Origin of the sequence: Bacillus sp. FSL W8-1127, assembly GCF_038006725.1 — a bacterium.
Classification (GTDB): Bacteria; Bacillota; Bacilli; order Bacillales; family DSM-4216; genus Bacillus_O; species Bacillus_O smithii.
Map to the genome: position 1 here is coordinate 376,934 of NZ_JBBOVU010000001.1, position 16,546 is coordinate 393,479.

Below are 16,546 nucleotides of genomic sequence, written 5' to 3' on the forward strand. Positions count from 1 at the left end.
ATGCCGGCTACACTTTGAAATAATGTGAAATATTTCACAAATATAAGGGTAAATGAAAGCAAGAATGTTAGGTTCTTGCTTTCACATTATGTGCGCCCGGCATGTACATGAACTATAGGGTGTAAGTCCCGAACCCCGAAGACAGAAGTAGAGGTTAGCCAAGAGCAAGGGTGTCCGTGGTGACGCGGAATCTGAAGGAAGCTGGAGGCAAAACACCGGTCCGAGGAACACGAACCTCATATAAGGCTAGGTATGATTGAGTGAGTTTGCATAACAAAACAAAGCTCTTTCTGTCGAAGGTCATATCGAGTAAATGAGGCGGATAGATGGTGTGAAAGTGCATGTACTTACCCGGGGAGGTCTGGCGGATATGTGAAGTACTCTTCATAACCTACTTAGTGATAAGTAGCTGAACCGTCAGAAGTCAGCAGAGGTCATAGTATTAGTTGGTCTAGAACAACTAAGAAGGACCGAACAATTAAGAGAGAATAGCCCTTGGTATTCAGTGAGTCATGATGAACACAGAAAACGTAGTACCTCACTTGAGGGAGGAAGCGGTGAATCCCGTGGGAGACCTCTTGGAGGGTGGAGTGACCACTGGCATAAAGAGAACAGCTATTCACGGAAGTTATAAAGACTTGCGTCAATTATCTTAATTGAACCGCCGTATACGGAACCGTACGTACGGTGGTGTGAGAGGACGGGAGTTAATCGCTCCCTCCTACTCGATTAATATAAATCAGTTTTTTGCAAAAATGTATGACAAACTTGTGAAATATTTCACAAATTAAAAGGCAATATTTGCTTGCAGGCTGATCGAATCCGTGGAAGATGCGGAACAGGCTTTAGCAGTTGGGGCTTGTGCGATTACGATTTCCAATGTGGATTTATGGAAACAATTTATATAGGGCGGCTGAAAAATGCCGGGAACGCCTTAGACGGGAAAAGAAAGGCATTCCGCATTTTTTATAAAAAGTAGATTGAAAATTTCAAATTACCGTTGACAACGCTTTCATCCGTCGTTATGATGGAGTTAAGTTAATAAATCGTGACGGAGAAGAAGAGACTCACAAAATCCTCATATGAATGGGTGATTTCGTGGGTTTTTATTTTTTTAAAATGAAAATGTAAAGGGGATGATGGGATGTCATATATTGGCGAACTAGTAGGTACGGCCATCCTGATCATATTTGGAGCCGGTGTATGCGCCAATGTGAATTTGAAGAAAACATTTGCTCACAATGCGGGTTGGCTTGTTATTACTATTGGTTGGGGGCTTGGTGTCACAATGGGGGTTTATGCGGTTGGAAAATTCAGCGGTGCCCATTTAAATCCGGCGGTCACCATCGCCTTGGCCTTCAATGGAGATTTTCCGTGGTCCAAGGTGCCAGGCTATATTTTGGCTCAAGTCATCGGAGCCTTTATTGGAGCCTGTATAGTGTATCTTCATTTTCTGCCGCACTGGAAGGTGACGGAAGATCCCGCCGCGAAGTTGGGAATTTTTGCAACGGGGCCGGCGATTCCCAATATTTTTGCTAATTTATTGAGTGAATTTATCGGAACTTTTGTATTGATGCTAGGAATTTTGACAATCGGAGCTAATAAATTTACTGATGGATTAAATCCGTTGTGTGTTGGGCTTTTAGTTGTAGCCGTCGGGGTTTCTCTCGGAGGAACAACTGGGTACGCGATCAACCCGGCGCGCGATTTCGGACCGAGGCTTGCTCACTTTTTGCTGCCCATCCAAGGAAAAGGCTCTTCTAATTGGGGATATGCCTGGATTCCCATTGTCGGTCCTATATTAGGAGGTTCTGTCGGAGCTTTATTCTATCGAGCTGTTTTTCTAGGAGAAGCAACAGGGGCCTTATGGGGAATGTTGGCTGTATCTGTGATTCTATTATTCAGTTCTTTTTTAGCAGAGAAAAAAAGAAATCACCGCATCCAAGTAAAAAGTGAAAAATGGGAGGGAATCTAATGGAAAAGTACATTTTAGCATTAGATCAAGGAACGACTAGTTCCAGAGCGATTTTATTCGATAAAGAAGGGAAAATTGTCCATACGGCGCAGAGAGAGTTCCATCAACTGTTTCCGCAGCCGGGCTGGGTCGAGCATAATCCTAATGAAATATGGGGTTCTATTCTTGCTTGCATCGCAGCCGTACTCTCCGAAGCAGGGATTGAGGCAAATCAAGTAGCGGGGATTGGGATCACCAACCAACGGGAAACGACGGTCGTTTGGGAGAAGGATACCGGAAAACCGATCTACAATGCTATTGTATGGCAGTCAAGGCAAACAGCTGACATATGCGAACAATTAAAGGAAAAAGGGTATAATGAGCTGTTTCATAAAAAAACGGGATTATTGATTGATCCGTATTTTTCCGGAACAAAAATCAAATGGATATTAGATCATGTGGAAGGTGCGCGCGAACGGGCGAAAAAGGGAGAGTTGCTGTTTGGAACGATTGACACTTGGCTGATTTGGAAACTATCCGGCGGAAAAGCCCATGTGACGGACTATTCGAATGCTTCCCGCACGTTGCTTTACAACATCCATGAGCTGAAGTGGGATGAAGAGCTGTTGGAAATTCTGGACGTGCCGAAAGAAATGCTGCCGGAAGTCCGACCGTCATCGGAAGTTTATGCCAAAACGGTTTCTTATCATTTTTTTGGCGAGGAAGTGCCGATTGCCGGGGCTGCCGGGGACCAGCAGGCAGCGCTGTTCGGTCAGGCATGCTTTGAAGAAGGGATGGCGAAAAACACGTATGGAACCGGCTGTTTTATGCTCATGAATACAGGCGATAAAGCGGTAGAATCGAAACATGGTTTGTTGACGACCATTGCCTGGGGGATCGACAATAAAGTCGAATATGCGCTGGAAGGCAGTATTTTTGTAGCCGGTTCGGCCATTCAATGGCTTCGGGATGGATTGAGAATGTTAAAAAGTGCTCCGGAAAGCGAAAGTTATGCGACTCGTGTGGAATCAACGGAAGGAGTTTATGTCGTACCGGCTTTTGTGGGTCTCGGAACGCCCTATTGGGACAGCGATGTCCGGGGGGCTGTCTTCGGGTTGACACGAGGTACGTCCAAAGAGCATTTTATTCGGGCCACGCTGGAATCGCTGGCTTACCAAACAAAAGATGTACTGACTTCCATGGAAGCAGATTCGGGAATCTTCCTGAAAACGCTCAGAGTCGACGGGGGAGCAGTCATGAATAACTTTTTGATGCAGTTCCAAAGCGATATCCTTAATGTACCTGTCGAACGGCCGATTATTAATGAAACAACAGCCTTAGGAGCTGCTTATCTGGCTGGGCTTGCTGTTGGCTTTTGGAAAGATCGCCAAGAAATATCTTCTCAATGGAAACAGGATCGGCAATTCTCGCCGACAATGGCTCAAGAGACGCGTGAAACATTGTACAACGGTTGGAAAAAAGCGATTGAAGCGGCACAGGCTTTTAAATGGTAACAAAGTATGCTATAATGAAAACAAGTTAATAATAAGTCTAGAGATTAGGAGAGACCAAGAAGCATTATAGGTTGCTGTAATGTTTTTTTGGTCTCTCCTTTTTTATGGGCTTATGTACATTCGGTAAGGGGAGGGAGCTGTCCATGATTTTTTCCTCAGAAAATCGTGACGAAGTGATAGAGAAGATGAAAACAGATACATTTGATTTGCTAGTGATTGGCGGCGGAATTACCGGCTGCGGGATTGCTTTGGATGCTGCCGCAAGGGGAATGAAAACGGCATTGGTCGAAATGCAGGATTTCGCAGCAGGAACGTCAAGCCGTTCTACCAAACTCGTGCACGGCGGTTTGCGGTATTTAAAACAATTGGAAGTAAAAATGGTGGCCGAGGTCGGGAAAGAACGGGCGATCGTCTACGAAAACGGGCCGCACGTGACGACACCGGAATGGATGCTTCTTCCTTTTCATAAAGGCGGGACGTTCGGTGCGTTTACGACAAGCATTGGGCTGCGTGTTTATGATTTCTTGGCAGGGGTCAAAAAATCGGAAAGAAGGACGATGCTTTCCGCTGAGGAAACCTTGCGCAAGGAACCTCTCATTAAGAAAGAAGGCTTAAAAGGCGGTGGATATTATGTTGAATATCGCACGGACGACGCCCGGCTCACTATTGAGGTAGCGAAAAAAGCAGTGGAGAACGGCGCTTGCTTGCTGAATTATGTCAAAGCGGAACAGTTTTTATACAGCGGCAAAAAAATGATTGGTGCCCGCGTAAAAGATTGTGTTACAGGAGAAAGTTTTGAAATTCGTGCCAAAAAAGTGGTCAATGCCGCCGGGCCGTGGGTGGATGAAGTGCGAAAAAAAGACCATTCGATGAATGGTAAACATTTGCGTTTGACAAAGGGAGTTCATATTGTCATCGATCAATCTGTATTCCCGCTAAGGCAGGCGGTATACTTCGACACCCCTGATGGTCGAATGGTGTTTGCTATTCCACGAGCAGGGAAAACGTATGTTGGTACAACCGATACGTTTTATGACGGCGATGCTCGCTATCCTAAACCGCTTAAAAAAGACTGGGAATATTTGTTGAACGCTATTCATTTTATGTTTCCGGATGTCCAAGTAAACGAAAAAGATATTGAATCCAGCTGGGCAGGAGTAAGGCCGCTTATATACGAGGAAGGGAAAGACCCTTCGGAAATTTCCCGCAAAGACGAAGTATGGGAAGGAGACAGCGGCCTGATTACCATCGCCGGTGGAAAATTGACCGGATACCGCAAAATGGCGGAAACCGTGGTAGATCTTGTGGCAAAAGAATTAGCGTCAGAAGAAGGAAAAACGTTTAAGCCTTGCCAAACCCGCTATTTGCCGATTTCCGGAGGTGATGTCGGCGGATCGGACAACTGGCCGATTTTCGTGGCGCAAATGGCAAAAAAAGCGACGCAGTATGGCTTGAAAGAAGAGGAAGGCCGCAGACTGGCACAGCTGTACGGTTCCAATGTCGAAATTTTATATAAGATAGCCAGTGAATATCAAAAAGCATCCGGTGAAAAGCTGCTGCCGGCTGCTATATACGCTCAGCTCCTGTATGCCATCCGTTATGAAATGGCTGTAAAACCTGTCGACTTTTTTATTCGAAGGACTGGATCTGTTTTCTTTGATATAAAATGGGCAAAAAAATGGAAAGAACCAATTGTAGCGACGATGGCCGAAATTTTTCATTGGGATGAAGAAACGAAAGAATCTTATATGGAAGAATTGGAAAAAGAAATCACCGATGCCGAAAGACCGGTGGATGCAACGGACATACACAGTTAAATCGATTTTGAAATCGAAATCTTTGGATTAGAAAGGGCAATGGAAATTTGCTTCATCCTGCCCCGACACAACTTCTTATAAGTCGGGGCTGCCTTAATTGCGTGGAATGACAAGTTTTTGCCTTTTCGACAGATTAATAAGAATTTTTCGTCATTTATTGAAGGGCTGTACAAAATAGCTTTGTTTCGTATATAATATATTTTGCGCTAATGAAAGAGGTCATATGGAGAAGTACCCAAGCGGCTGAAGGGGACGCACTCGAAATGCGTTAGGACGGGTGACCGTCGCGTGGGTTCAAATCCCACCTTCTCCGTTACCCATTTGACAAGAGGTTCTCGGGTTGATCCCGGGAACCTTTTTGATTTTATGACATTAGTCAGTTGAGCTTGCGATATTGTGCGAAACAATAAACCACCTGCTATGCGGTGGTGCCGATTTATACTAGATCATATAAAGAAGTCCCTCCTGCATTGTCAAGGAGGGACTTCTTTATGTGCGCCCGGCATGTACATGAACTATAGGGTGTAAGTCCCGAGCTGCGAAGGCAGAAGTAGCAGTTAGCTTAACGCAAGGGTGTCCGTGGTGACGCGGAATCTGAAGGAAGCTGGAGGCAAAACACTGGTCCGAGGAACACGAACCTCATATAAGGCTAGGTATGATTGAGTGAGTTTGCATAACAAAACAAAGCTCTTTCTGTCGAAGGTCATATCGAGTAAATGAGGCGGATAGATGGTGTGAAAGTGCATGTACTTACCCGGGGAGGTCTGGCGGATATGTGAAGTACTCTTCATAACCTACTTAGTGATAAGTAGCTGAACCGTCAGAAGTCAGCAGAGGTCATAGTATTAGTTGGTCTAGAACAACTAAGAAGGACCGAACAATTAAGAGAGAATAGCCCTTGGTATTCAGTGAGTCATGATGAACACAGAAAACGTAGTACCTCACTTGAGGGAGGAAGCGGTGAATCCCGTGGGAGACCTCTTGGAGGGTGGAGTGACCACTGGCATAAAGAGAACAGCTATTCACGGAAGTTATAAAGACTTGCGTCAATTATCTTAATTGAACCGCCGTATACGGAACCGTACGTACGGTGGTGTGAGAGGACGGGAGTTAATCGCTCCCTCCTACTCGATGGAATTCATCACTTTAAAAGATTCCGTCCATGAGGGCGGCAAACCAGTTTTCCTTCTGAATTTCTTCTTTTACCGTTGCTTTTACTTGAGCCTTTTTCTCTAATTTTGTCGTTAAATATCCGTAAGAACCATCCCGCAACGTAATTTTCCCAATAACGGTCCCTTTTTGAATAGGAGATTTAAGTTTCTTTTGATCTGTTAAAAATTTAGGCATAAGCGTCAGCTTGGCTTTGATCGAATGGCCGTTTTTAGGAACCAATTCAGTAACGGTTGTTTTAGATGTAATGGCTGCTTTTTCTTTCGTCCCGTTTTCTACGGGGATCTTTTGCTGGTTCGTTGGTAAGAATTTTTCCGGTGAAATTTTTTCATAGTCCCAATGGGTAAAGCCGTAGTCCAGCAATTTTTGAGCCTGCATGTAACGGGCTTTTGAAGATCGTTTTCCTTTTTTATTTTTGGCGTCTATGATGACGGCAATCAATTCGCGTTGCCCTCTTTTAGCTAATGCTACGATGCCGTAGCCTGCTGCGTCATTCATGCCCGTTTTCAAACCGATGGCGCCTTTATAAGGATATTTGCCATTTGGCAGCAATTGATTTTTATTGCGAAGAGGGATGCTGTACGAATCTGTAACAGGAAACTGATCAAGTTCTTTTTTTTCGATATCCATTTCATTTGGGAAAGAATGAATGAAATGGTATGCCAATAAAGCGAGATCACGGGCTGACATCTTATTTTCGCCATCGGAAGCTGTTCCTTTCACTTGGTACGGAGCAAGATCCTGGTTGTTTAATCCGGAAGTATTCACAAAAGACGAATGTTTCAAGCCAAGCTGTTTGGCTTTGTTATTCATCATTTGGACAAAGTGCTTGTCCGATTTGCCGGCCATTCGACCAAGAGCACGGCTGGCGGCGTTGGCCGATACCAGCGTCATGGCATTATATAAATCACGCACGGTGTACGATTGCCCTTGATACAGAGGAACATTTCCCAGCCCCGGCCTAGTGGACAAGTCTTGGTCGGTGGCATCCGCATGGTAGACATCATCCCATTTGAGATCGCCTTTTTGGATTTTTTCTAAAATGAGATATTGCGTCATCAATTTAGACATGCTAGCGACCGACAGCGATTCATCCATATTTTGGCCAAAAAGAATTTTTCCGGACTTTGCATCCACTAAAATCGCCGCTTTGGCATGAACGCTCATGTCACTGGCTGCTTCTGCTTTCGAATGGCGGCCGCTTGGAAACGACATACTGATCCCGGCGACAAGAAGGATCGCTACCAAATACATATGTACATATCGAATCATAAAACTTCCCACTCCTTCCCCCTTATTATATCTCGTTTTCTGTATAGCCGAATAAAAAAATAGAAGTACTTGTTCTCCTTGCTCCCTTTGCTTTCCAATTGTCACAAGGATTCGCCGCTATTTAGGAATAGCAAGAGAAGGTTTGCGGGAAGAAAAACAGCCAAAAGAAAAAATCCATTTTATAGAGAAGAGTGCTCTTGGAAGTTTGTGAAAAAAATGAAACTAGTATACCATAATAAGAAACATGATCTTTGGGAATGTGGAGAAAGAAGGAGGAAACAGAAGTTGGCGATTGTTTTGACCATGTTTGCCATGGGGCTCTTGCTCGGTTTTATAGGAGCAGGGGGGTCTGGCTTTATTATTGCTATATTGACTGTTCTATTTAACATCCCAATACATACGGCGCTGGGAACGTCGCTTACGGCAATGGCGTTTACCAGTTTATCAGGAGCTTATAGCCATTTTAGAGAAGGCAATACAGCTGTCGGTGTCGGACTGGTTGTCGGAATTTTTGGCGCGATAGGTTCTTACATCGGATCTAAAATTGCGACTGTTATCCCTGCCGGTGATCTTCATTGGCTGACAGCGGGAATGCTGTTTTTATCCTCCATTTTACTGTTAGTCCGTTTATCTCTGTCTAAAAAGGCCGAAGAGACAAAAACGAAAGAAGTGAAGTGGAATCAGCCGCTGACAATGATAAAGGCGATAATACTTGGAATAGTGGCCGGAATTTTATCAGGAACATTTGGAATCGGAGCCACTCCATTTATTCAGTTGGGTCTCTTGACGATGCTTGGTTTGACGATCCGCCAATCGGTCGGGACTACTATGCTGGTGATTTTGCCGATAGCGATTGGAGGCGGAACGGGGTATAGACAGGCTGGATACTTGGACTGGATATTGCTGTTGGAAGTATTGGTAGGTACCATGACGGGGGCTTATGTAGGAGCTAAATTTACCAATTTAGCCCCGAAAAGTGTTTTAAAAGTAGCCATGGTTTTAACGCCGGCCGTAGCAGCGTTGCTGTTGTTAATACAATAGTTTCACAGATTGCTTTTAATGGATTTATAAGGGTTCATGAAGCGGAGAGCGTTTTTATTGGATGAACCGGAATTCTGCCTATAACCTTAGTTGTTCCCTTCTATAGGAAAAATGAAGAAAAAGTGTATGAAAAAACGGACTCCCTTCAAAAGAAGTTCTGTCCGTTTTTTCATTAGTTTTCTTTTGTTTGTAATTTCCGCAAAAATTGTGCTTCTTGAAACTGCCTTCTCAGTTTTTTGGTGTCATAAAAATTTTTCAACTTTGGATACACGATTGGAGCAATCAGTGCACCATATAAGAGCCATTTTTTTGCTTTTGAATTGGCCATATTCATCATCCCTTTTCCTTTGAATTCTCGTTAAATAACGCTGTGCTTCAAAAATTTTCATCCAACGGTTTGAAAACCGAAAGAAGGAAGCCAGGACCTTATTTTCCTTCGGCAACTTTAAACAAGCCATTTTATTAAATACTGTTCCGAATTAAATATACTATAAATATAGTTGGAATAAAAGTATGGATGTTTTTAAAAGTGTGATAATTTTTAAAATGAGTATAATCAGGATAATGTTGATAAAAAATGAGTCTCATCACCATATTCTGTGATGTTCACACAATTCCGGTAATAAGTTAGCGAGATTGATACTCAATCTAGAGTAGCTCCTTCGTCAGCTTGCAGACCACTAAGTGGGTAGAATGGAAGAGGTCAAGCGCTTTCCTTGACGGCTTCCATTCTAGCCACTACAATGCGGAAAGCTGATGAAGGGCATGGTTAAGCAACCTGATTTTTATAAGTTTTACCTGTACATTCCAAAAATACACGTAGTCGAAATCTTTCAAGGTTTCTGAAGCCAAAAGCACGTCTTTTGATGTTCTTAATCTTATGGTTTGTACCTTCAATCCGGCCATTCGTAAAAGGGGTAAGAAAATATTGTAAAATTTGTGCCTTCCAATTTTCTATCGTCTTGGCAACTTGATGAAATGAAGGAAATGGGCTGCTCCATGCGAGTTGAATCCATTCTTCTAAGAGTGAATCAGCTGTATCATAGTCATTCACTTGGTATATTTCTCTAAAGAGTTCTTTTAGAAAATAGGCATATGACAATTCTGAATGCTCTTTGAGCATCTCATCTAATTGTTGTTTTTCATTAGCCGTTAACTTTTCAGAACCTTTCAAGAGTTTAAACCGTCCCTTTTTTAGTCCAGGAGTTTTCTTTCTAACTTGGTCAAGTGCATGTGTCACCTTTTGCACCACATGATATTTATCAATGACGATACAGGCCTCTGGGAATATAGATTTAACAGCTTTATGGAAGGGATCCCACATATCCATAACAACGGTATGAACGCATTTATCAGACAGAATCTTCTTGGCAAGTAAGATCTGAGTTGAACGATAACTCCGTTGATGTTCCATACCAAGCACACTCCCGGATTGGGTATCCATAAGAACTGTTTCATATCGGTGACCCTTTCGGACAGCGATCTCATCAAGGCTAAGGATTAATTCATTGTTTTCTAAAACACTTTCAAGAGTTTCTACATGCTCCTTCTCTTTTTCTTTAGCAACGGAATAAAATATTCTTTCAACAGTTGTATAAGGTATTTTTTCCTTTCGACTCACTTCTTGGATAGTAGAGCCAATGCACATTTCGTACAGATATTCTCTGTACCGATTGGTCTGATGCTTATTAGGACTGATAGATTCAAATGTTTGTGAAAATACCTCATTACAGTTGTGACAACGGTATCTATACACTCTGACAAATAAGAAAAGGGGCTTACCTAATACGGACAAGTCACGAACCTTTCTTGTCCGCCAGTCATGGACATGACTAGAAAAAAAACCGCAGTAAGAACAGCGTTCTTCTGTAGTATTTTCTCAACATGTAACAAATTGCAATCTTCAAGAAACACTTGTTTAACAACTTCAAATTGCAAATCTAGTGATACGGAAAACACTTTAGAACCTCCTGTTATGTTAAGTGACGCTAACATTACTGCCAGGAATTCGTGAGTGTTTTCCCTATTTTTGGGTTAAATCACAAAATGTGGTGATGAATCAAAAATGATAATCGCTTTAAAGTTCGTGCAGCCTGTTTGCTTTACGTCCATCAGTCAGAGATGAACAAACGATTCCTTTTTTAGCTAGTGCCTGCATTTGAGATGAAGCGGCGAGAGAGTGTGATCTTCAATTCAATGCTGTAAGATAAACTGAAAAAAGGATGAGAGGAACATTAATATTCCCTTTCATCCTTTTTTCATTTTCGCCTTTTCTTTTTATTTTTGAGGGTCTTTTTGAAATGTATTTGTTTGGAAGTGTACATTGATGATAACGTCTATCCGATTTTCATTCATTGCCCCGAAAATTTTACATATCGCCTGTCGCCAAGCAAAAAGATTGGTTGGGGGATCACTGTTTGAATACTAGATTGTTTTAATCTTCGTTCGAAATATGCAAGATTTCGAACAATTTAAAGAGCAAGCTTAGTAGAACGGCCACGACTGTAGCCAATGCCATGCCTTTTATCGAGAAAGATCCCCATGTAAAAGTCGTTCCGCTGATCCCGATCACAAGCACGACCGCTGTCAAGATCATATTGATCGGTTTGGAATAATCGATTTGCGATTCGACCAGCATTCTCAATCCAGAAACGGCTATTACTCCAAACAATAGCAAGGAAATACCGCCCATAACGGGTGTAGGGATGGACGAAATCAAGGCAGCCAGTTTTCCGAAAAAGGACAGGAGAATGGACAGAACGGCAGCTCCCCCGATCACCCAAGTCGAGTACACTTTCGTCAGTGCCAATACACCAATGTTTTCCCCATAAGTAGTATTAGGCGTGGATCCTACAAAGCCTGATAAAGTGGTGGAGATTCCGTTTCCGAGAATAGAACGGGCAAGACCGGGGTCTTTCAATAAGTCTTTCCCCACAATATTTTGCGTGACCACAAGGTGTCCAATATGTTCAGCGACAACTACTAGAGCGGCTGGAACGATGATGGCGATGCTTGCCCAATCCCATGATGGAGCATAAAAATCAGGGATCGCAAACCATTTCGCTTCTTTGATCGGTTGAAAATCGACCATTCCAAGGGATAAGGCGCTGATATAGCCAACCGTGATTCCGATCAGAATAGGGATGATTTTCAAAAAGCCGCGGAGCACTACGTTTCCAAGAATCGTCACTCCTAACGTCAAAAGAGAAACGAAAATGGTTTTTCCGTCCGGCGACCAATGAGCGGGTGGATGGCTTAAAGGTTTAATCAACCCCGCCATGTCAGCCGCGGTAGGAACCAGTTCTAAACCGATAACCGTAATAATGGCTCCCATCGCTGCCGGCGGAAAGACGACATCGATCCACTTTGTTCCGGCCAGATGAATGATAAGGCTGATCAGAATAAAAATAATTCCTACTGCTATAAAGCCACCCAGTGCTTCATGATAGCTCTTTTCTCCCAAAACAACAAATACGGGTGAAATAAAAGCAAAGCTGGAACCTAGAAAAGCCGGTATCTTGCCTTTCGTAATGAATAAATAAAGTAAAGTGCCGATTCCGTTCATCAGCAAAATGGTGGCAGGGTTGACATGAAACAAAATAGGCACCAACACAGTTGAGCCGAACATCGCAAATAGATGCTGCAGACTCAACGGAACTAGAGCTGCAAAAGACGGCCGCTCATCTACATCAAATGTTTTCATCGATTGATTAAGCTCCTTTTGTATAAAAATTATGAAGATAAATTTCTTGTACTATTATACGACAAAATTCGAACAATTCCTTGTCCAAATGTGAAAGAAGTCGATTTCCTTTATGTGCCACTGACAAAACTTCTTATGAATCTCCAAAGTTAGTGAAAGGCTTTTAGACGGCTTTGTTGAATATCCTTATTTAGAAGGAAAAACGGGAGGGAACAATGTGGAGCAGGCATATTTTAGTTCGAAAGTAGCAAAAAGCTTAGGGATCGGGGCGAGCACACTTCGCAAATACGCTTTGGCTCTTGAAGAGAATGGCTATCATTTTGAGCGAGGCATCAACCATTCACGTGTCTTTTATCCGAAAGATGTGGCAGTCATTCAGCGGATCATTGAAGCGATCACAAAAAATAACGTTTCCTTTGAAAAAGCGATTCAAATGGCGGCCGAACAAAGCCGGGAGCAACAAGAAAATCAAGCGATTGAGTCTCCAAAACAGGAAATTCATGTTCAAAGTCAAGATGTTTATGAACGTTTGCAGCAGTTGGAAGAAGGACAAAATCGACTCATCGAGATTAATCGTGAGCTGATTTGTAAATTAGAACAGCAACAATTGTGGATCAAGCAAAAAATGGAAGAAATCAAAATTGAAGAACGAGACCGTCATTTAATTCAGAGCTTAGGGACAACGCAGGTAAATAAATCAAAAAAATGGGTTCGCCCTTTTGAAAGTTTAGCCACCGTGTTGTTTGGAGAAAAAAAGAAACGCAAGCGAAATAAAACAGGGCTTTCGATTAGCTGAGGATGCAAGTCATTAATCGACATGGACAAATGTTAAAGACATTTCAAGGGAAAAAGCTGGAATGAAATTTACAAAAATACTGGGATTCTCCAGTGAACGTGGTTAAATAAGAAAACCCGCCGAGGTTGATATTATCCCTCTTGTGTAGACAGTTGGAAAAAAACCCATACTGTTTTGCATAGGAGGGATTTGTTTTGGCAAAAAGGGACCAAAATTCATAAACTATTCAGTTGAGTTCAAACTATTCGCTGTAAATAAGTATTTTGAAAGGGAAATGGAATACAAGGCTTGTTTCAGAAAGTGTATGGGTGACGGCAACCCACCAGAATTGGATGTTTTTCATTTGTCAAAGTTAAGATTTTACTGTGATCGTGAAAGTGACGAGATTTCTGCGGAAAAGCGAGTCGGGCGAGACCCTACTGCGGGGGACAAATAAGAGGCTTCGGGACCGCCCGCGGAAAGCAATGCCCGATATCAATCTTTACATGAATAAAGGGATGCACCGGGAGCGATTATGAATCGTCGGACAGCCTCGGATTTGTGATGGTATTGAAAAAATAGTTTTGATAGGAGATTTTGATGATTTAATAAGCTGTATGGGGTGGCAGCAGAATGGCATGGATCATGCTGTTTCGTCAAAGTGGGTGCCATTCTTTTAAAAATAATTAACCATATTTTAACGGAAAATTAATAATATTTTAATATAATATTTTTTTGTCTGGCTGCCGTTTTTTATAGAAACGTCTTGGGACTGGATTACAACTATTTACAGCCATATTCGAAAAGGGGCAACTTGACATTTTTTCCATGCAAAGCACCAAGTTCATACCATATTTTGTAGAAAATTGGATGAACTGAATAGGAGAATTACATATTGAGAAAATAAAAATAATAAAAAAATCAATGAAGAAACAGAAAATCAAAGGGAAAATTTGTATAAATATGTAGATTATTAGATGTTTTTTTCCTATAATAAGTAAATGGAGGGAATCTTTTTCATAGCAAGAGAACTGCAAAAAGATTCGTCAAAAAAAGTCGTGCCAGGAAGGAAAACGGTTTAAATGTCCATTTTTTTTGCAGAAAATTATGAAGACATGTCGATAAAACAAATGGCCAGTCACGACCTATTGACAAGGCTCCGCAACCGAAATGCTTTCATGGAAGATTTGAATAGATGGATCGATTGCAACGGTGGGATGTTTGCTGTTTTTTGCTTCGATTTGGATAGCTTTCAAAAAATGAATGATGCACTAGGTCACAGGATCGGAGATAAAGTGTTGGAAAAAATAGCCGAACGGTTGCAAGAAGTCATCGGGAAACATGGGACGGTCTATAGGGTCGGCGGAGACGAATTTGTTGCTCTAGTGAAATACGGAGAAAAAAGGGAACCGTATGTTCAATTAGCGCAGCAAATAATGGAAGTGATTGGCAGAAAAATGGAAGTGGAAGAATACGAACTTTTTATCACTACCAGCATTGGATTAAGTTTTTATCCTAACGATGGTGAAGATCCTGACACATTGTTTCAAGTCGCAGAAGTGGCTTTATCCCGGGCAAAAGAGTTCGGTAAAAATAATTGCCAAATCTATGTTTCGTCTATGAAAAGATCGACGTTTAAAATGTATCATCTAGAAAAAGAGCTGCGCAAAGCTTTAAAAAACGATGGCTTATCGATCGAATATCAGCCGCGTATAGAAGCCAACACGAATCAAATTGTTGGTGCAGAAGCTCTTTTGCGTTGGCACCATCCTGAATGGGGGACCGTGCTGCCATCGGAGTTCATTCCGTTGGCGGAAGAAGGAGGATTAATTAACGAGATCGGCGACTGGGTGATAAGGAAAGTATGCGAACAAATCCATGAATGGCAAAGCCAAAACATTGAAGTTCCAACGATCTCTATTAATATATCAGCAAAACGGTTTTTGAAAAAAGGTTTATATGAAACGATCCTGCAAGCAACGACGGACCACCAAATCGAACCTTCGCAGCTGGAAATGGAAATAACGGAGTTGTCTTTACTTCTTTTGAATGACCTGGTATTGGAACAATGGAGAAAAATACAAAACTTAGGAGTGCGGATTGCTTTAGATGACTTTGGCACAGGGTATTCTTCCATTAATAGCTTAAGAAAATATCCGATTGATACATTAAAAATCGACCGTTCTTTTATCCAATATTTAGAGGAGAACGTTATTGATCAAGCCATTATAAAAGCGTTGATCGAGATGGCGCATGCAATGGGAACGCGCATCGTGGCAGAAGGAGTAGAGACAAAATCGCAGTTGCAGTTTTTGCAGCAATGCCGTTGTGATGAAATTCAAGGATTTTTATTTAGTAAGTCGCTGCCCGGCAAGGAGATTGGACAGTTATTTATCCAAAAAATGGTTATTCCGCAAGAAATGATTTCTAGTGAAAAAAGGAAAAACATTCAATCCAATCCATCGAATTCTTTTGTTTGTTACTTGTCAGCCAATAAAACAAACAACGGACAATGAATAATAGATGTCTTGTCGACGATCAGGGTTTATAGAGGATGGCTCGTTCATAAGCGTAGTTCGTGAAAGAATGGGTTGTCATAGAGTGAGAGATTGGACGAGCCTAATTTTCAACTTTAAGGCGGAGATCATTTCCTTGGCTGTTCATCGAGAGACATAGAAAAACATAGTAGTGAAAAAAGGAAAAAATATCGAATCCATGAAAGCATAGGGCTTGCTCAAAAGGGAGTCAACCTATAATGAGCCGGCTTTTTTTGCTTTTTAAAGGATCAATTGGACGAAAAAAGATCTTTTCTTCGAAAGGGGAAAAGTACAGACTTTTTACGCATAGATTGTCGATTTGCCTTTCTCATTCTGTTTTATGCTTAGTTAAGGTTCATAATGCAGAGAAAATTCTTGTAAATCAGTCAAAAACAAACTATGATAGACACGTATTGACAAACATTTTAAGTTGAAAGGATGGAGGGATATGACAAAAGAACAGCAAATGTTTTTATCGATTTTAAAAGCAGCTTATGAAGAAGGATATAAAAAAGATAGCAATTTGGAAAATATTTTAAACTTGATCAAAACACAGATGGTGAAATTAGAATCGAACAACTCTTAAATGAAACAGGGTATTTACATAGAAAAATAGAGTGCAAAAAAGAGACCGGTTTGGAAGAAAAGGAACCGGTCTCTTTTTAATCTAAAAAAGTTGGAAAAGATTCCATTCTTTTCAGTTGCGGGAAGAAAGCAGCCGAGCGATCTATTGGCAAGGCAGCAGATGGAACACGATATTTGT

The 16,546-nt window shown here is 41.8% G+C and carries 10 protein-coding genes, 1 tRNA gene and 1 pseudogene; 8 read left to right on the forward strand and 4 right to left on the reverse strand.

Features of this window, described 5'->3' with window-relative positions:
- The first annotated feature begins 1,144 nt into the window (after nt 1–1,144).
- The 4 genes from NST12_RS01865 to NST12_RS01880 all read left to right on the forward strand — a co-directional run bounded on the left by NST12_RS01865 (nt 1,145) and on the right by NST12_RS01880 (nt 5,598).
- Nucleotides 1,145–1,975, forward strand: a complete 831-nt coding sequence (locus NST12_RS01865) for an MIP/aquaporin family protein (protein WP_048622516.1) — start codon at nt 1,145–1,147, stop codon at nt 1,973–1,975.
- Nucleotides 1,975–3,468 carry a glycerol kinase GlpK gene (gene glpK, locus NST12_RS01870; RefSeq protein WP_048622517.1) on the forward strand — a complete coding sequence of 498 codons (1,494 nt, stop codon included), beginning with the start codon at nt 1,975–1,977 and terminating at the stop codon, nt 3,466–3,468. Before NST12_RS01865 ends, glpK begins: the two co-directional genes overlap by 1 nt.
- Before the next feature lie 143 nt (nt 3,469–3,611).
- The gene (locus NST12_RS01875; RefSeq protein WP_048622518.1) at nt 3,612–5,285 is read left to right on the forward strand and encodes a glycerol-3-phosphate dehydrogenase/oxidase; all 1,674 of its coding nucleotides are present in this window, start codon (nt 3,612–3,614) and stop codon (nt 5,283–5,285) included.
- Nucleotides 5,286–5,510: 225 nt separating this feature from the next.
- A tRNA-Ser gene (locus NST12_RS01880) sits at nt 5,511–5,598 on the forward strand.
- A gap of 833 nt (nt 5,599–6,431) precedes the next feature.
- Here NST12_RS01880 and NST12_RS01885 read toward each other — a convergent pair.
- Entirely contained in the window at nt 6,432–7,727 is a 1,296-nt protein-coding gene (locus tag NST12_RS01885; protein WP_156179195.1) for a D-alanyl-D-alanine carboxypeptidase family protein, read from the reverse strand.
- A gap of 285 nt (nt 7,728–8,012) precedes the next feature.
- On the opposite strand from NST12_RS01885, the gene NST12_RS01890 reads away from it, so the two are divergent.
- Nucleotides 8,013–8,768, forward strand: coding sequence for a sulfite exporter TauE/SafE family protein (locus tag NST12_RS01890; RefSeq protein ID WP_004439552.1), 756 nt, complete (start codon nt 8,013–8,015; stop codon nt 8,766–8,768).
- Nucleotides 8,769–8,940: 172 nt separating this feature from the next.
- On the opposite strand, the gene NST12_RS01895 is transcribed toward NST12_RS01890, so the two are convergent.
- The 3 genes and pseudogenes from NST12_RS01895 to uraA all read right to left on the reverse strand — a co-directional run bounded on the left by NST12_RS01895 (nt 8,941) and on the right by uraA (nt 12,471).
- Nucleotides 8,941–9,102: a hypothetical protein gene (locus NST12_RS01895; RefSeq protein WP_155814572.1), complete on the reverse strand. Its 162-nt coding sequence runs from the start codon at nt 9,100–9,102 to the stop codon at nt 8,941–8,943.
- A gap of 435 nt (nt 9,103–9,537) precedes the next feature.
- Nucleotides 9,538–10,727, reverse strand: a pseudogene (locus NST12_RS01900) (ISL3 family transposase).
- A 475-nt stretch (nt 10,728–11,202) separates the two neighbouring features.
- Nucleotides 11,203–12,471 carry a uracil permease gene (gene uraA, locus NST12_RS01905; protein WP_004439556.1) on the reverse strand — a complete coding sequence of 423 codons (1,269 nt, stop codon included), beginning with the start codon at nt 12,469–12,471 and terminating at the stop codon, nt 11,203–11,205.
- 217 nt (nt 12,472–12,688) lie between these two features.
- Between uraA and NST12_RS01910 the strand changes: the two genes are divergently transcribed.
- From NST12_RS01910 to NST12_RS01920, 3 genes are all read left to right on the forward strand, one after another.
- The gene (locus tag NST12_RS01910) at nt 12,689–13,267 is read left to right on the forward strand and encodes a hypothetical protein (RefSeq protein ID WP_048622531.1); all 579 of its coding nucleotides are present in this window, start codon (nt 12,689–12,691) and stop codon (nt 13,265–13,267) included.
- A 1,061-nt stretch (nt 13,268–14,328) separates the two neighbouring features.
- Complete coding sequence (locus NST12_RS01915; protein ID WP_048622532.1) at nt 14,329–15,762, forward strand: putative bifunctional diguanylate cyclase/phosphodiesterase; 1,434 nt, start codon at nt 14,329–14,331, stop codon at nt 15,760–15,762.
- Nucleotides 15,763–16,231: 469 nt separating this feature from the next.
- Complete coding sequence (locus tag NST12_RS01920; RefSeq protein ID WP_004439564.1) at nt 16,232–16,369, forward strand: hypothetical protein; 138 nt, start codon at nt 16,232–16,234, stop codon at nt 16,367–16,369.
- The last annotated feature ends 177 nt before the right edge of the window (nt 16,370–16,546 follow it).

Excerpts from the sequence above, each read along its gene's own strand:
- uraA (WP_004439556.1), bottom strand. The coding sequence starts at position 12,471 with ATGAAAACATTTGATGTAGATGAGCGGCCGTCTTTTGCAGCTCTAGTT.
- NST12_RS01895 (WP_155814572.1), bottom strand. The coding sequence starts at position 9,102 with ATGAATATGGCCAATTCAAAAGCAAAAAAATGGCTCTTATATGGTGCA.
- NST12_RS01865 (WP_048622516.1), top strand. The coding sequence starts at position 1,145 with ATGTCATATATTGGCGAACTAGTAGGTACGGCCATCCTGATCATATTT.
- NST12_RS01875 (WP_048622518.1), top strand. The coding sequence starts at position 3,612 with ATGATTTTTTCCTCAGAAAATCGTGACGAAGTGATAGAGAAGATGAAA.
- NST12_RS01915 (WP_048622532.1), top strand. The coding sequence starts at position 14,329 with ATGTCCATTTTTTTTGCAGAAAATTATGAAGACATGTCGATAAAACAA.
- NST12_RS01920 (WP_004439564.1), top strand. The coding sequence starts at position 16,232 with ATGACAAAAGAACAGCAAATGTTTTTATCGATTTTAAAAGCAGCTTAT.
- NST12_RS01885 (WP_156179195.1), bottom strand. The coding sequence starts at position 7,727 with ATGATTCGATATGTACATATGTATTTGGTAGCGATCCTTCTTGTCGCC.
- glpK (WP_048622517.1), top strand. The coding sequence starts at position 1,975 with ATGGAAAAGTACATTTTAGCATTAGATCAAGGAACGACTAGTTCCAGA.